The organism is Cupriavidus sp. R6-3 (assembly GCF_059772245.1).
This window is the reverse complement of sequence record NZ_JCBAJO010000034.1, coordinates 22,447-32,065: the sequence shown is the minus strand read 5'-3', so window position 1 is coordinate 32,065 and position 9,619 is coordinate 22,447. Positions and strand designations below refer to the sequence as shown.

Below are 9,619 nucleotides of genomic sequence, written 5' to 3'. Positions count from 1 at the left end.
GCTCCTTGGCGCGGGCCAGCGCTTTCGCGGCCTTGGCATGTGCCGCCTCAAACTTCGGGATGCTGTCCGCGAACATCATCAGACCGCCATCGACCAGATCCCAGGCGTAGCTGTACATCCCGTGAAGCTCTTCCAAAGCCTCCACCAGCTCCCGCATCAGGCACTCGTGCGCGGCCTGGCGCTCTGCGGCTTGCTCATTCGTCATTGCTGGCTCCCTAGGTTGGCGAGACTTCGACGCGGTCGTGATTGAGGTAGAGCCGATGCGGCTCGATGCCAACGCGTCGCGCCAACGCGTCGCGGTAGGCCTCTACCTGCCGTTCAAGCCGCTTTACCTCGCTCGCATGTGAGCGGTCACGGTCTGCCATTTGCGAGTGCAACGGATTCGGGATGGCGTCGCGCCCGAAGGCCAAACCTTCGTTCTCTGAGCTGCTCGCCAACGCCTCGCCAACTGCCCCGCGCTTGTCCTTCGGGATTTGTTCGTACAGGTGGTAAAGCCCTTCACCTTCAAGCGCGAGCGAGAGGGCTTCGTCCCAGTAGTCGGCGCGATGGCTCATTGCAGCGTCTCCCCACGCATGAAGGACACGAACTCGTCGTCGTCCATGTCCGTGCAGTCGATCCAGTCCGGAGCGCGCGTCGGCACTTCCAGCGGATGCACCCACGCTCCTTCGCCGCGGTCAGGGCTGACCATGAAGCGGGCGTCGGTCATTGCTGGCTCCCGAGGGCGGCGGACAGGGCGCGGTCTTCCCGCTGCGCGCAACGCAACGCGCGGTCGAAGTCGCGGAATCGCTTGATGAGGACTGGGAACTTGCCGGGCGATTGGAGTCGATAGACGCCGACCCATCCGATCGTGTGATGGGCCAGGAGTACGTGCCCAGGGTTGAACCTTTCTCCGAAAGCGACGCTGGCGCATCCGGCTTGCAGCGCGGCTTTTTCGTGCGCGGCGTCCAGTTGCCAGAGGCCGTCTTTCTTCACGTAGATGGTCATGTCTTTCCCCTCGCGTTGTCGTTGTTCAGTCCAAGCCGTAGTAGCGGACCTGCACGACGTACTCGCCGCCATCCCACAGGCGCGCGACCACAGCGGGCGACCGGTAGATGTCGATGGCGTTCTTGCGGGACAGGGCAGCTTCGTAGACCTCATCGGCGTCCTTGCCGCGAAAGGTCAGCAGCGCACCCGAGCTGAGCGTCTTGGTGTCGCAGCTCACGCGGGGCGGTGCGAAAGGCCGAAGCGCTTCGGCAATGGCGGGGTGAAGGTTCTGCATGGCCTTACTCCGCCCGCACAAAATTGTGGTGGCCATCGAGGCGGTACATCACGTCGGGTTCAATTCCGTTCTCGCCTACGTATGCGACCTCGATGCGATAGCGCTGTGCAGCGTCATCCCACCAAGCGAGAGCGATACAGCCGTCTTCGCCTGCCGAGGCTTGACTGTTGATGCCAGCCGCTACGGCGATTGACTTTTTCCCCGATGCGGCCAGTTGCGAGTAGTTGCCCGATGCGGCCAGTTGCGAGGCGTCGCCCGATGCGGCCAGTTGCGAGTAGTTGCCCGATGCGGCCAGTTGCGAGGCGTCGCCCGATGCGGCCAGTCGCGAGTAGTTGCCCGATGCGGCCAGTTGCGAGTAGTTGCCCGATGCGGCCAGTCGCGAGGCGTCGCCCGATGCGGCCAGTTGCGAGTAGTTGCCCGATGCGGCCAGTTGCGAGTAGTTGCCCGATGCGGCCAGTCGCGAGGCGTCGCCCGATGCGGCCAGTTGCGAGTAGTCGCCCGATGCGGCCAGTCGCGAGTAGTTGCCCGATGCAACGGTTTCGCCAGTGGCTTGGGTTCCTTCCAGGTGCTTCCCCGCTTTGATGTCGTCGCACCAACGCTTGGAAATCATCGTCAGCGCCACGGCCATGTTCCCGGTGTACAGCACGTTGCCGCGCGGAAATTTCACCTTGCCGCCGATCTGGACGATGCTGTCGGTATCGACCTCCACGACTTGCCATTTCTCCCTGCCGTCGTAGTCTTTGATGCAACCCCAGTCACCGTCAGGCCAGAGGATGCCGTGCAGGCCATTCCCGCACTCGGCTTCGTTCTTCCAGTCAGGCGCCGACACCGGGCCGGACTCCGGCCACTTGAAGCCGCCGTACGCGGTCATGTCGTGATCGACCGTGCGAAGTACCAGGGAGGTCTTGTTGTCTTGCATCGCTCTCGCTCCGTTGTTCAGCGCCGATGTGCGCGTCGTTAGAAGCAATCATAGCAGAAGCTATTGTGAATGCAAGCAGAAGCTACGATAGACGGACAAAAAAATGCCCACTTCATAGTGGGCTTCTAGCAACAGCGTTGGATCGTCAGGCTTTGCAGGCTATGACCATGGACCGACTATGACCTGCGCTACCAAAGAAACCGTTGATTCCACCGCCTAGAGCGGCGTTCCGGTCGGTGCTGCGGTCGATGACATCGTAGCCCTTGGCGCCGCATAGGTCGCCAGCCTTGGTCATGCACTCGCCCCAGCTCAGGGCCGCGCCGGAGCAGTTGATGGAATAGGCGGCTCGCCCGTCAGGGGCGTAAGTCTTGGAAGATGTGGCGCAGCCAGAGATAGCCGCGACCGCAGTCAATGCAACGATAAGGCGCATCTTGACCCCCTTTAGCCCGACCGGTAGATAACGCGGCCGACGATCTGAATCCACTCCATCTTCTCGGCCGGGATCTGGCGATCCGGGTACTTTCTGTCGTTGAAGGAGTGCAGGATGATCCCGCCGCCCGGCAGCTTGAATAGCTGCTTGACAAGGGCTTCATCCTCGAAGTGCACAGCGTAGATTTCTCCGTCCCTGATGTGGGTATCTGTTGTATCGACCATGAATACGTCCCTGTTGAACAGGTACGGCTCCATGCTGTCTCCGCGCGCTACCAGGAGCTTGCAGTTCTCAGGCTTGGCTCCCTTGGCCTTAAAGAACGACAAGTTGAAAGGCAGCGCGTTCTTCTGCCTAACTTCCCACTGTAGCAATCCGTCCCCCGCTGAAAAATGATAGTCATAGCGATCAATCCATACCCGGTCGGGGTCGGGTGGTAGATCGTCCTCTGAACTCCACGCGATGACGTTACCTTTGTCCGCAGGCAGAGGCGGCGAAAGGACGGGGGACTTTTGCCCCGTAGTCTCGCTTTGAGTTTCGCGATGTATGTTAGCAGGCGCTCCGGCTGCAATGGCCGGTGCATCCAGATACAGCGAGGGAAGCTTTAACGCGGCTTCCAAGTCACGCGCGACCTTCTCGCCAAAGCTGCGGCCACCCCGGTAGTTGGGGTTGAGGATTTGTAGAAGACGGGCATGGTTCAGGTCATGCCGCCGCGCGAATTCCGCGACGTTCCCCCTCGTTTCGGTGTCAACAAGGGCCTGCAAACGCTGCCGCCTGAGGGCGTTCATATCCATGCCCGGATTAGACCCGAAAACTAGCATTTGCTGTAGACGCAGGAGCTATGAACTAGCGTAGCAACGGCTTTGACTTTATCGAAGCAGATGCTATGATGCAGTTCATGGACAAGTTCAGAACCTACCTCAAGTCGATCAAGCCTGCCGGCGTCGCTGAGCTGGCCGCGAAGGTCGGCACCTCGCCCGGTCAACTGTGGCAGATCGCAGGCGGCCATCGACTGTGCCGCGAGAAGCTGGCCATTGAGATCGAGAAGGCGACCAACCGTGCTGTGTGCGTGGAAGACCTGCGCCCGGATGTCGATTGGTCGTATCTGCGGGGTAGCGAGAGCTGCGACTGATTTCCATTTTGACATTTGCGTAAAGGCGTTCGTTTCGGACGCCTTTATTTGGCCCCGGCAAGTACGTGTAACGCCACATAGAACACCGGGAACGTTTTAGCCCATCAGCAGATGAACCCAAGAAAAATCCAAAAAGGGGAGTTCAAGCAATGCAGAAGGAAATGCCGTTCTTCGATGTCGTAGGGGAGCCGGAGATGCTGCCTGACTTCCTCATCGGTCGGCTGCGCACAGAGGCTGACGCCGTAGTTCTGTGCTGGTCGCGTCGGAAGGTCAAGTACACGCTGAGCGACGCCGCCGTGCTGCTCGGCATGCCCAAGTCCCACCTCTCCAACATCCTGAGCGGCAAGAAGTATCTGCCCTTCGATTTCCGCATCAAGTTCCAGGCGCTGTGCGGGAACTGGGCGATTCGGCAGTACGAAGACTCGGTGTGCGGCTTCACCACGGCGCGCGAAACGCCGGAGCAAAGGCGCATCCGCGAGCTTGAAACACAACTGCAAGCCTTGAAGGCTGCTTGAGGTAGGAATGGCACGGATCAGGACCATCAAGCCTGAGTTCTTCACCAGCGAAGACATCGTAGAGCTGTCGCCCTTGGCGCGGCTTCTTTACATCGCGCTCTGGTGTGAGGCTGATAGGGAAGGAAGGCTGACTTGGAAGCCAAAGACTTTCAAGCTTCGCTACTTCCCGGCCGACGACATCGACATCGATGCCCTGTGCGGAGAGATTGTTGGGCGGCGACTAGTGGTTCTGTATGGCGATGGTCTTGCCTATATCCCCAAGTTCCTGGACCACCAACACATCAACCCACGGGAAACAGCGTCGTCTCTTCCCTCCCCAAACGACGCGTCGGCACGCGTCAATCACGCGTCGCGGCGCGACAGTGACGTACAGGTAGGAAGGGAAGGGAAGGAAGGTAATACCCACGCGTCAGATGACGCGGGCTTTGACCGATTCTGGACCGAGTATCCGAAGAAGGTTGCAAAGGCCGATGCCCTAAAGGCGTGGAGAAAAATCAAACCGGGCGAGCTCCTGCAAGAACAGATTCTTGCAGCCGTATCGCGGGCCAAGACCTCGGTTGAGTGGCAGAAAGACGGCGGCCAATTCGTGCCATACCCAGCATCTTGGTTGAACGCCAAGCGCTGGGAGGACGAGCCAGCGTCGCCAGGCACGCAACCTAGCCGATTCGCGGGACTGAAGTGAAGACGCTCCCCTACGGCGCCAAGCCGATCCTCGACGCCCGCCTGCAAGGCAAGCGCCCTGCCGATCTGCTGATCGTGTCGCTGGTTGGTGCGCTGGACGAATTGAACCCGGTGGTTCTGGCGAACCCGGACCGCGACTACGACTGGCGCTGGATGCGAGGGCTGAAAGCGTGCGTGTTTGCCAAGCCTGGCGTGCGCTTCTTCCCGGTGGTTCGCGCCATCGGCCAGTGCGCGCCGGAATGGCTTGGCCTGTGGGACGTGGAATCGCACGAAGGCGCCGACTGCATCGTGCATCTGCTGCCGGAGTCGCTGGGCAAGCGGCGGGTCGAGGCAAGCGACTACGGCGTGATTTTCTGGCCGTGGGTGGATTTTGAGAACAAGCAGTTCCGGGGGGAGTGATGCGGATTATCACCACAGAGAAAGGCGAGCACATCAAGGTCGACGACTGCGACTACGAATCCCTTATCCGGTATCGGTGGCGCTTGGACAACCGAGGCTACGCGGTGCGTCGGGTACGAGTTGGAAATGGCCGAGTCCACATCAGCATGCATCGGGAAATCCTCGGTCTTGGCCGGGATGATGCCGTGACTGTGGACCACATAAACGGGAATCGCGCAGACAACACAAGGGCCAACTTGCGGGTATGCCACAAATCGCAGAATGCCATGAATCGACGGATCAACAAGAACAATTCATCGGGGTTCAAGGGTGTCTGTTGGCATAAGGAGTCACGGAAGTGGCGGGCCAAGATTCAGGCGGCGGGGAAGGGGGTGTACCTCGGCCTCTTTAACAGCCCTGAAGAAGCGCTCGCCGCATATTGTGCCGCCGCCCTGATGCTGCACGGGGACTTCGCAAATACGGGGGCGAAATGCGTCTGATTTATGACTCTATAGATATCAGCCCGTACCTAAAGGAGCCTGAGGACCACCACAAGGTGCGGCCTGCGGGGGAATGGGTACAAGCCGTTATTGATGACTTTTACCGTCCTAGGACGACACCCAAGGTCGGATTGGGGTTCCAAAAGACATGGGCGGACTTCGAAGTACGGCAAGGCGAAGTAAGTCTCTACGCTGGGATTAACGGCCATGGCAAGTCTCAATTTGTCGGGCAAGTAGTTCTGAACCTGTGCGTGCAAAACGAGCGAGTTTGCATGGCGTCCCTCGAAATGAATCCAGCGCGCGTGATGGCTCGCATGGCGCGCCAAGCCTGGGGCGGCAATGAGCCGTCGATGGACTTTATCCGCAAGTTCCACGCGTGGACCGATGGCCGACTCTGGCTGTACGACCACGTTGGGAACAGCCACCCCGACAAGATCGTCGCGGTGATCCGGTACGCCGTGGACAAGTTCGGCATTCAGCAATTCATCGTGGACAACCTGACGAAGGTTGTGGACGGCGAGGACAACTACAACGCGCAGAAGGACTTCGTAAACCGTCTCTGCACGGTGGCCCATGACACCGGCGTGCACATCCACCTTGTCGCCCACGTGCGCAAGAGCAAGAGCGAGAAGGAGCAGCCCGGCAAGTTCGACGTAAAGGGCGCTGGATCGATCACGGATCTGGTGGACAACGTGTTCATCGTCTGGCGCAACAAGGCGAAGGAAGAAGCCATGCGCACGGGAGACATGAAGTTCGACATGAATGAGCCTGACACCGTGCTTCAGCTTGAAAAGCAGCGCAATGGCGAGACGGAAGGGCATTACGGATTCTGGTTCGACCCGCAGTCGTTGCAGTACCTGGAGGCCCGGGGCGACCTGCCGCAGCGCTACAAGGTCGAGCCCGTGCTGGCAGAGCGACCCCATTCGGAAACCGTCGACCTTGGGGAGGCATTCTGATGCGGATCACTCAGGAGCTGGCAGGCCACCTTCGCTACCTGTCCGCCGAGTTGGGATGGCAGGAAGAAGACAAGGCCGAAATTCGGGCGGCGCTCCGGGAGCATCCGGAGTTCTTTGACAACTTCTGGACGGTTTTCGCGCAGGCACATCGGAAGGGATATCGATTCACCGCCGAGCGTGGTTTCCAGAAGCTGGACGACTTCTGTGCGGCGCATGGTCTGCCCGATCCCTACGGGCGCCAGTACGCAGGCGCAGAGATTGACGCAGTGAGGCGGTGATGACGGTAGCAGAGAAGGCATTGGAGGCGTTGTTGCGAGGTGAATCGGTGGTCGCGTCGTCTTTCGCGGTTCGCGTTGGTTGCAATGCGGGGACCGTGCATGACGTTATGGAGCGATTCGGGACGGCAGTTTCCTGCAACACGATTCGCGGAAAGCGCGGCGCCTTGACGAGGGTCTACACCGCACGGGATGTGCAGGCCCTGCGTGACTGGCGGCCCGCGACTACGGCACAGAAATTCAGGGCAAAGGATTTCGTGCCGCTAGCTGAGGTCTTCGGCATCCGTCCGGTCAAGATCAAGCTGCCGACCCATCGGCACATCATGGAAGGAGAGTGGGCATGAGCAAGACGATTGGATCGGAACTGCGCGCCGCCTTCCTGCGTGGAGAGCGCATCGTTATCGCCGAGTTCGCGCGAGCACATGGGCAATCCCGCCAGGCGGTGTTCAGCGCCATGAAGCAGTTCAAGGACATGGTGAAGGCCACCAAGTATCGCGGCGCGCTGGTGTGGGAGTGCGTGGACGCCGCAGGCATGCGCGCCCATCTTCCGCATGGCAAGCGGCCCGAGCCTGAGGCGCCGGCCAAGCAGGAATTCGTCGGTAGCGACCGTTGGGCCGCGCTGCTCGCAAGCTGGAACATCAACCACGCCGACATCGAATTGCCCGCGTATCGGCACCGGATGTCCAGCGAGGAAGGAGCGGGGCTATGAGCCGCTGGAAGCCGCGAAGCGAGACGCCTGGCGACGTTGGCCGCTATGTGTACCGGAACCTCGTTACGCACGAGGAATTCCCGGTGCAGTGGGACGGACGGCATTTCCGGTACGTGAACGGGCTGGAGACCGGAAGTGTGGTGATGGAAGTGGACGAGGACGAATGGAGGCCGGAATGCAAGCGATAGCAGCCCTGTTGGTGGCGATCTTCTTCATGGTGCTGTGGACGGCTGCGGCGATCTGCTTGCTGCCGTTCGCGGTGATGGGTGCGCTGGTGCGCGGCGCGTGTGCGGCGCTCAATTGGGTGCGGAGGACGGCTTGAGCAGCCCGACCCAGCGCAGTAAAGCGTACCTAGAGAGCAAAGGCTACCTCGTGGCGGTGGTCGAGCGGTTCAATCCGTTCGCCAAGGTTCGCCAAGATTTGTTCGGATTCATCGACCTTCTGGCGGTACGCGAAGGCGAGACGGTAGCGGTGCAGACAACGAGCCGCAGCAACATGAGCGCGCGGGCGAGAAAGATCGCAGAGCACCAGAACACAGCGGCGGTCAGAAAGGCGGGATGGCAAATCGTGATCCACGGATGGGCGAAAGACACGAAGGGCCGATGGGGAGTGAAGGTGCAGGACGTTAGCTAGGAGATAGCCATGATCTACCGACTCTACAGGGACGACGTGCGGTGCGTGAACTGCGGCGGGTGGCACGAAACGCTGCAATGCCCGTGGTCGAAAACAGCACGAAAGCTGTAAATCGCAGATACAAGGAATGCCGAGTATGAGCGCAGCCCTCTACAAGGAATACGTACTTCGCGGCCCGAGCGTCTGGCAGGCATTCGTGGCGCTGGTGAAGGAGAACGCCAAGAGTTTCGCGGATCGCGGCCAGCCCCTGCGGATCATCCTGACGAGCGAGGAACGGAAGCGCACCGCAGAGGCCAACCGCCACTACTGGGGCGTCGTTCTACGTGATATCGCTGATCAGGCTTGGGTGCGTGGCCGCCAGTACGACAAGGACACATGGCACGAAATGTTCGCGCGCCAGTTCGGCGTCTGCGAGGACGTGGAATTGCCGAGCGGCGAAATTGTCAGTCGTCGCAAGAGCACCACGCAGATGAGCGTGGGCGAGTTTTCGGAGTACCTGAACGCCGTGCAGGCATACGCGGCGGCAAACCTGGGGGTCCAGTTCCAATGAGCAATCACGATCCGGTCAGCAACCCGAAGCACTACACGAGCCATCCGAGCGGCATCGAGTGTATCCAAGTGACGGAGCACATGGGCTTCAACCTCGGCAACGCCATCAAGTACGTATGGCGTGCTGACCTGAAGCACGATGCTATCGAGGATCTGCGCAAAGCGGTCTGGTACATCGAGCGGGAGATTGCCAAGCGGGAGAAGTCGGGCCAATGACCTACCGCAGCGAATCCCTGCGGCGAGCCGTGGCGTCCCTGCCTTGCGTCAACTGCGGGCGCCACGGCGACACGCAAGCGGCCCATGCGAACCTCTCGTGCTTTGGCAAAGGCATGGGGCACAAGGCTAGTGACGCCGCGATCATGGGGCTCTGTACAGCGTGTCACTACGAGCTAGACCAAGGAAAGACGATGACCAAGCAGGAACGGCGGGAGGCGCAGATGGAATGGATTGCCAAGACGCATGTGGCGCTGATCGAGGCTGGATTGTTGGAGGTGGCGTGATGGAACTGGTCACGATGCTGCAAGAGAAATTGGGCTGGCTGCGCGCCACGAACGGCGTCAAGCATGCACAGGTCAAGCTGACGGCGGAGCAGCTATCGGCGGTGCTGCTCGCTCTGGAGCAAGCGGGCGCGTCGGAGCTGCGGCGGGATTCCCCGAGCATGGGGCGGGAGGTGTGAGGTGCCGATGT

Annotated in this window: 23 protein-coding genes; 16 read left to right on the top strand and 7 right to left on the bottom strand. The window is 60.5% G+C overall.

What is annotated here, in order from left to right; all coding sequences use genetic code 11:
* The 7 genes from AC6EI8_RS09040 to AC6EI8_RS09010 form a co-directional block, all read right to left on the bottom strand.
* Positions 1-205: hypothetical protein (locus tag AC6EI8_RS09040; RefSeq protein WP_498381780.1), on the bottom strand; the 205-nt coding region annotated here is incomplete at its 3' end.
* A gap of 10 nt (positions 206-215) precedes the next feature.
* Positions 216-554 carry a hypothetical protein gene (locus tag AC6EI8_RS09035; RefSeq protein ID WP_498381779.1) on the bottom strand — a complete coding sequence of 113 codons (339 nt, stop codon included), beginning with the start codon at positions 552-554 and terminating at the stop codon, positions 216-218.
* A complete protein-coding gene (locus AC6EI8_RS09030) occupies positions 551-706 on the bottom strand; it encodes a hypothetical protein (protein ID WP_498381778.1) in 156 nt (51 codons plus the stop codon). The genes AC6EI8_RS09035 and AC6EI8_RS09030 overlap by 4 nt, the downstream gene beginning before the upstream one ends.
* The gene (locus AC6EI8_RS09025; RefSeq protein WP_498381777.1) at positions 703-984 is read right to left on the bottom strand and encodes a hypothetical protein; all 282 of its coding nucleotides are present in this window, start codon (positions 982-984) and stop codon (positions 703-705) included. Before AC6EI8_RS09025 ends, AC6EI8_RS09030 begins: the two co-directional genes overlap by 4 nt.
* A gap of 25 nt (positions 985-1,009) precedes the next feature.
* Complete coding sequence (locus AC6EI8_RS09020) at positions 1,010-1,258, bottom strand: hypothetical protein (protein ID WP_498381776.1); 249 nt, start codon at positions 1,256-1,258, stop codon at positions 1,010-1,012.
* Between the two features lie 4 nt (positions 1,259-1,262).
* On the bottom strand, positions 1,263-2,177 hold the full coding sequence (locus AC6EI8_RS09015; protein ID WP_498381775.1) for a DUF7666 domain-containing protein: 915 nt from the start codon (positions 2,175-2,177) through the stop codon (positions 1,263-1,265).
* A 441-nt stretch (positions 2,178-2,618) separates the two neighbouring features.
* The gene (locus AC6EI8_RS09010) at positions 2,619-3,398 is read right to left on the bottom strand and encodes a S24 family peptidase (protein ID WP_498381774.1); all 780 of its coding nucleotides are present in this window, start codon (positions 3,396-3,398) and stop codon (positions 2,619-2,621) included.
* 92 nt (positions 3,399-3,490) lie between these two features.
* Here AC6EI8_RS09010 and AC6EI8_RS09005 point away from each other — a divergent pair, with 92 nt between their 5' ends.
* The 16 genes from AC6EI8_RS09005 (at position 3,491) to AC6EI8_RS08930 (ending at position 9,608) form a co-directional block, all read left to right on the top strand.
* Positions 3,491-3,736: a transcriptional regulator gene (locus tag AC6EI8_RS09005; protein ID WP_498381773.1), complete on the top strand. Its 246-nt coding sequence runs from the start codon at positions 3,491-3,493 to the stop codon at positions 3,734-3,736.
* 149 nt (positions 3,737-3,885) lie between these two features.
* On the top strand, positions 3,886-4,251 hold the full coding sequence (locus AC6EI8_RS09000; protein WP_498381772.1) for a helix-turn-helix domain-containing protein: 366 nt from the start codon (positions 3,886-3,888) through the stop codon (positions 4,249-4,251).
* A gap of 7 nt (positions 4,252-4,258) precedes the next feature.
* Positions 4,259-4,933, top strand: a complete 675-nt coding sequence (locus tag AC6EI8_RS08995) for an LvrA C-terminal domain-related protein (RefSeq protein ID WP_498381771.1) — start codon at positions 4,259-4,261, stop codon at positions 4,931-4,933.
* On the top strand, positions 4,930-5,331 hold the full coding sequence (locus AC6EI8_RS08990; protein ID WP_498381770.1) for a hypothetical protein: 402 nt from the start codon (positions 4,930-4,932) through the stop codon (positions 5,329-5,331). The genes AC6EI8_RS08995 and AC6EI8_RS08990 overlap by 4 nt, the downstream gene beginning before the upstream one ends.
* Positions 5,331-5,810, top strand: a complete 480-nt coding sequence (locus AC6EI8_RS08985; RefSeq protein ID WP_498381769.1) for an AP2 domain-containing protein — start codon at positions 5,331-5,333, stop codon at positions 5,808-5,810. Before AC6EI8_RS08990 ends, AC6EI8_RS08985 begins: the two co-directional genes overlap by 1 nt.
* Complete coding sequence (locus tag AC6EI8_RS08980) at positions 5,801-6,766, top strand: DnaB-like helicase C-terminal domain-containing protein (RefSeq protein ID WP_498381768.1); 966 nt, start codon at positions 5,801-5,803, stop codon at positions 6,764-6,766. Before AC6EI8_RS08985 ends, AC6EI8_RS08980 begins: the two co-directional genes overlap by 10 nt.
* Entirely contained in the window at positions 6,766-7,044 is a 279-nt protein-coding gene (locus tag AC6EI8_RS08975) for a hypothetical protein (RefSeq protein WP_261668379.1), read from the top strand. The genes AC6EI8_RS08980 and AC6EI8_RS08975 overlap by 1 nt, the downstream gene beginning before the upstream one ends.
* Positions 7,044-7,385 carry a hypothetical protein gene (locus tag AC6EI8_RS08970; protein ID WP_498381767.1) on the top strand — a complete coding sequence of 114 codons (342 nt, stop codon included), beginning with the start codon at positions 7,044-7,046 and terminating at the stop codon, positions 7,383-7,385. Before AC6EI8_RS08975 ends, AC6EI8_RS08970 begins: the two co-directional genes overlap by 1 nt.
* Positions 7,382-7,750 carry a hypothetical protein gene (locus AC6EI8_RS08965; protein WP_498381766.1) on the top strand — a complete coding sequence of 123 codons (369 nt, stop codon included), beginning with the start codon at positions 7,382-7,384 and terminating at the stop codon, positions 7,748-7,750. Before AC6EI8_RS08970 ends, AC6EI8_RS08965 begins: the two co-directional genes overlap by 4 nt.
* Positions 7,747-7,938 (top strand): hypothetical protein, encoded by a 192-nt coding sequence (locus AC6EI8_RS08960; RefSeq protein WP_498381765.1) that lies wholly within the window; start codon positions 7,747-7,749, stop codon positions 7,936-7,938. The genes AC6EI8_RS08965 and AC6EI8_RS08960 overlap by 4 nt, the downstream gene beginning before the upstream one ends.
* Positions 7,926-8,072 carry a hypothetical protein gene (locus AC6EI8_RS08955; RefSeq protein ID WP_498381764.1) on the top strand — a complete coding sequence of 49 codons (147 nt, stop codon included), beginning with the start codon at positions 7,926-7,928 and terminating at the stop codon, positions 8,070-8,072. The genes AC6EI8_RS08960 and AC6EI8_RS08955 overlap by 13 nt, the downstream gene beginning before the upstream one ends.
* Positions 8,069-8,383, top strand: coding sequence for a hypothetical protein (locus AC6EI8_RS08950; protein WP_498381763.1), 315 nt, complete (start codon positions 8,069-8,071; stop codon positions 8,381-8,383). Before AC6EI8_RS08955 ends, AC6EI8_RS08950 begins: the two co-directional genes overlap by 4 nt.
* 136 nt (positions 8,384-8,519) lie before the next feature.
* The gene (locus tag AC6EI8_RS08945; protein WP_498381762.1) at positions 8,520-8,933 is read left to right on the top strand and encodes a recombination protein NinB; all 414 of its coding nucleotides are present in this window, start codon (positions 8,520-8,522) and stop codon (positions 8,931-8,933) included.
* A complete protein-coding gene (locus tag AC6EI8_RS08940) occupies positions 8,930-9,148 on the top strand; it encodes a DUF3310 domain-containing protein (protein ID WP_498381761.1) in 219 nt (72 codons plus the stop codon). Before AC6EI8_RS08945 ends, AC6EI8_RS08940 begins: the two co-directional genes overlap by 4 nt.
* A complete protein-coding gene (locus tag AC6EI8_RS08935) occupies positions 9,145-9,432 on the top strand; it encodes a DUF968 domain-containing protein (RefSeq protein ID WP_498381760.1) in 288 nt (95 codons plus the stop codon). The genes AC6EI8_RS08940 and AC6EI8_RS08935 overlap by 4 nt, the downstream gene beginning before the upstream one ends.
* Positions 9,432-9,608: a hypothetical protein gene (locus tag AC6EI8_RS08930; RefSeq protein ID WP_498381759.1), complete on the top strand. Its 177-nt coding sequence runs from the start codon at positions 9,432-9,434 to the stop codon at positions 9,606-9,608. Before AC6EI8_RS08935 ends, AC6EI8_RS08930 begins: the two co-directional genes overlap by 1 nt.
* Positions 9,609-9,619: the final 11 nt, after the last annotated feature.

Bases quoted from the DNA above. Each gene is read 5' to 3' on its own strand.
- AC6EI8_RS08985 (WP_498381769.1), top strand. From the start codon at position 5,331: ATGCGGATTATCACCACAGAGAAAGGCGAGCACATCAAGGTCGACGAC.
- AC6EI8_RS08965 (WP_498381766.1), top strand. From the start codon at position 7,382: ATGAGCAAGACGATTGGATCGGAACTGCGCGCCGCCTTCCTGCGTGGA.
- AC6EI8_RS08975 (WP_261668379.1), top strand. From the start codon at position 6,766: ATGCGGATCACTCAGGAGCTGGCAGGCCACCTTCGCTACCTGTCCGCC.
- AC6EI8_RS09020 (WP_498381776.1), bottom strand. From the start codon at position 1,258: ATGCAGAACCTTCACCCCGCCATTGCCGAAGCGCTTCGGCCTTTCGCA.
- AC6EI8_RS08940 (WP_498381761.1), top strand. From the start codon at position 8,930: ATGAGCAATCACGATCCGGTCAGCAACCCGAAGCACTACACGAGCCAT.
- AC6EI8_RS08995 (WP_498381771.1), top strand. From the start codon at position 4,259: ATGGCACGGATCAGGACCATCAAGCCTGAGTTCTTCACCAGCGAAGAC.
- AC6EI8_RS08970 (WP_498381767.1), top strand. From the start codon at position 7,044: ATGACGGTAGCAGAGAAGGCATTGGAGGCGTTGTTGCGAGGTGAATCG.
- AC6EI8_RS09035 (WP_498381779.1), bottom strand. From the start codon at position 554: ATGAGCCATCGCGCCGACTACTGGGACGAAGCCCTCTCGCTCGCGCTT.
- AC6EI8_RS09000 (WP_498381772.1), top strand. From the start codon at position 3,886: ATGCAGAAGGAAATGCCGTTCTTCGATGTCGTAGGGGAGCCGGAGATG.
- AC6EI8_RS09015 (WP_498381775.1), bottom strand. From the start codon at position 2,177: ATGCAAGACAACAAGACCTCCCTGGTACTTCGCACGGTCGATCACGAC.
- AC6EI8_RS08980 (WP_498381768.1), top strand. From the start codon at position 5,801: ATGCGTCTGATTTATGACTCTATAGATATCAGCCCGTACCTAAAGGAG.
- AC6EI8_RS08945 (WP_498381762.1), top strand. From the start codon at position 8,520: ATGAGCGCAGCCCTCTACAAGGAATACGTACTTCGCGGCCCGAGCGTC.
- AC6EI8_RS08935 (WP_498381760.1), top strand. From the start codon at position 9,145: ATGACCTACCGCAGCGAATCCCTGCGGCGAGCCGTGGCGTCCCTGCCT.
- AC6EI8_RS08930 (WP_498381759.1), top strand. From the start codon at position 9,432: ATGGAACTGGTCACGATGCTGCAAGAGAAATTGGGCTGGCTGCGCGCC.
- AC6EI8_RS09005 (WP_498381773.1), top strand. From the start codon at position 3,491: ATGATGCAGTTCATGGACAAGTTCAGAACCTACCTCAAGTCGATCAAG.
- AC6EI8_RS09025 (WP_498381777.1), bottom strand. From the start codon at position 984: ATGACCATCTACGTGAAGAAAGACGGCCTCTGGCAACTGGACGCCGCG.
- AC6EI8_RS08960 (WP_498381765.1), top strand. From the start codon at position 7,747: ATGAGCCGCTGGAAGCCGCGAAGCGAGACGCCTGGCGACGTTGGCCGC.
- AC6EI8_RS09010 (WP_498381774.1), bottom strand. From the start codon at position 3,398: ATGGATATGAACGCCCTCAGGCGGCAGCGTTTGCAGGCCCTTGTTGAC.
- AC6EI8_RS08955 (WP_498381764.1), top strand. From the start codon at position 7,926: ATGCAAGCGATAGCAGCCCTGTTGGTGGCGATCTTCTTCATGGTGCTG.
- AC6EI8_RS09030 (WP_498381778.1), bottom strand. From the start codon at position 706: ATGACCGACGCCCGCTTCATGGTCAGCCCTGACCGCGGCGAAGGAGCG.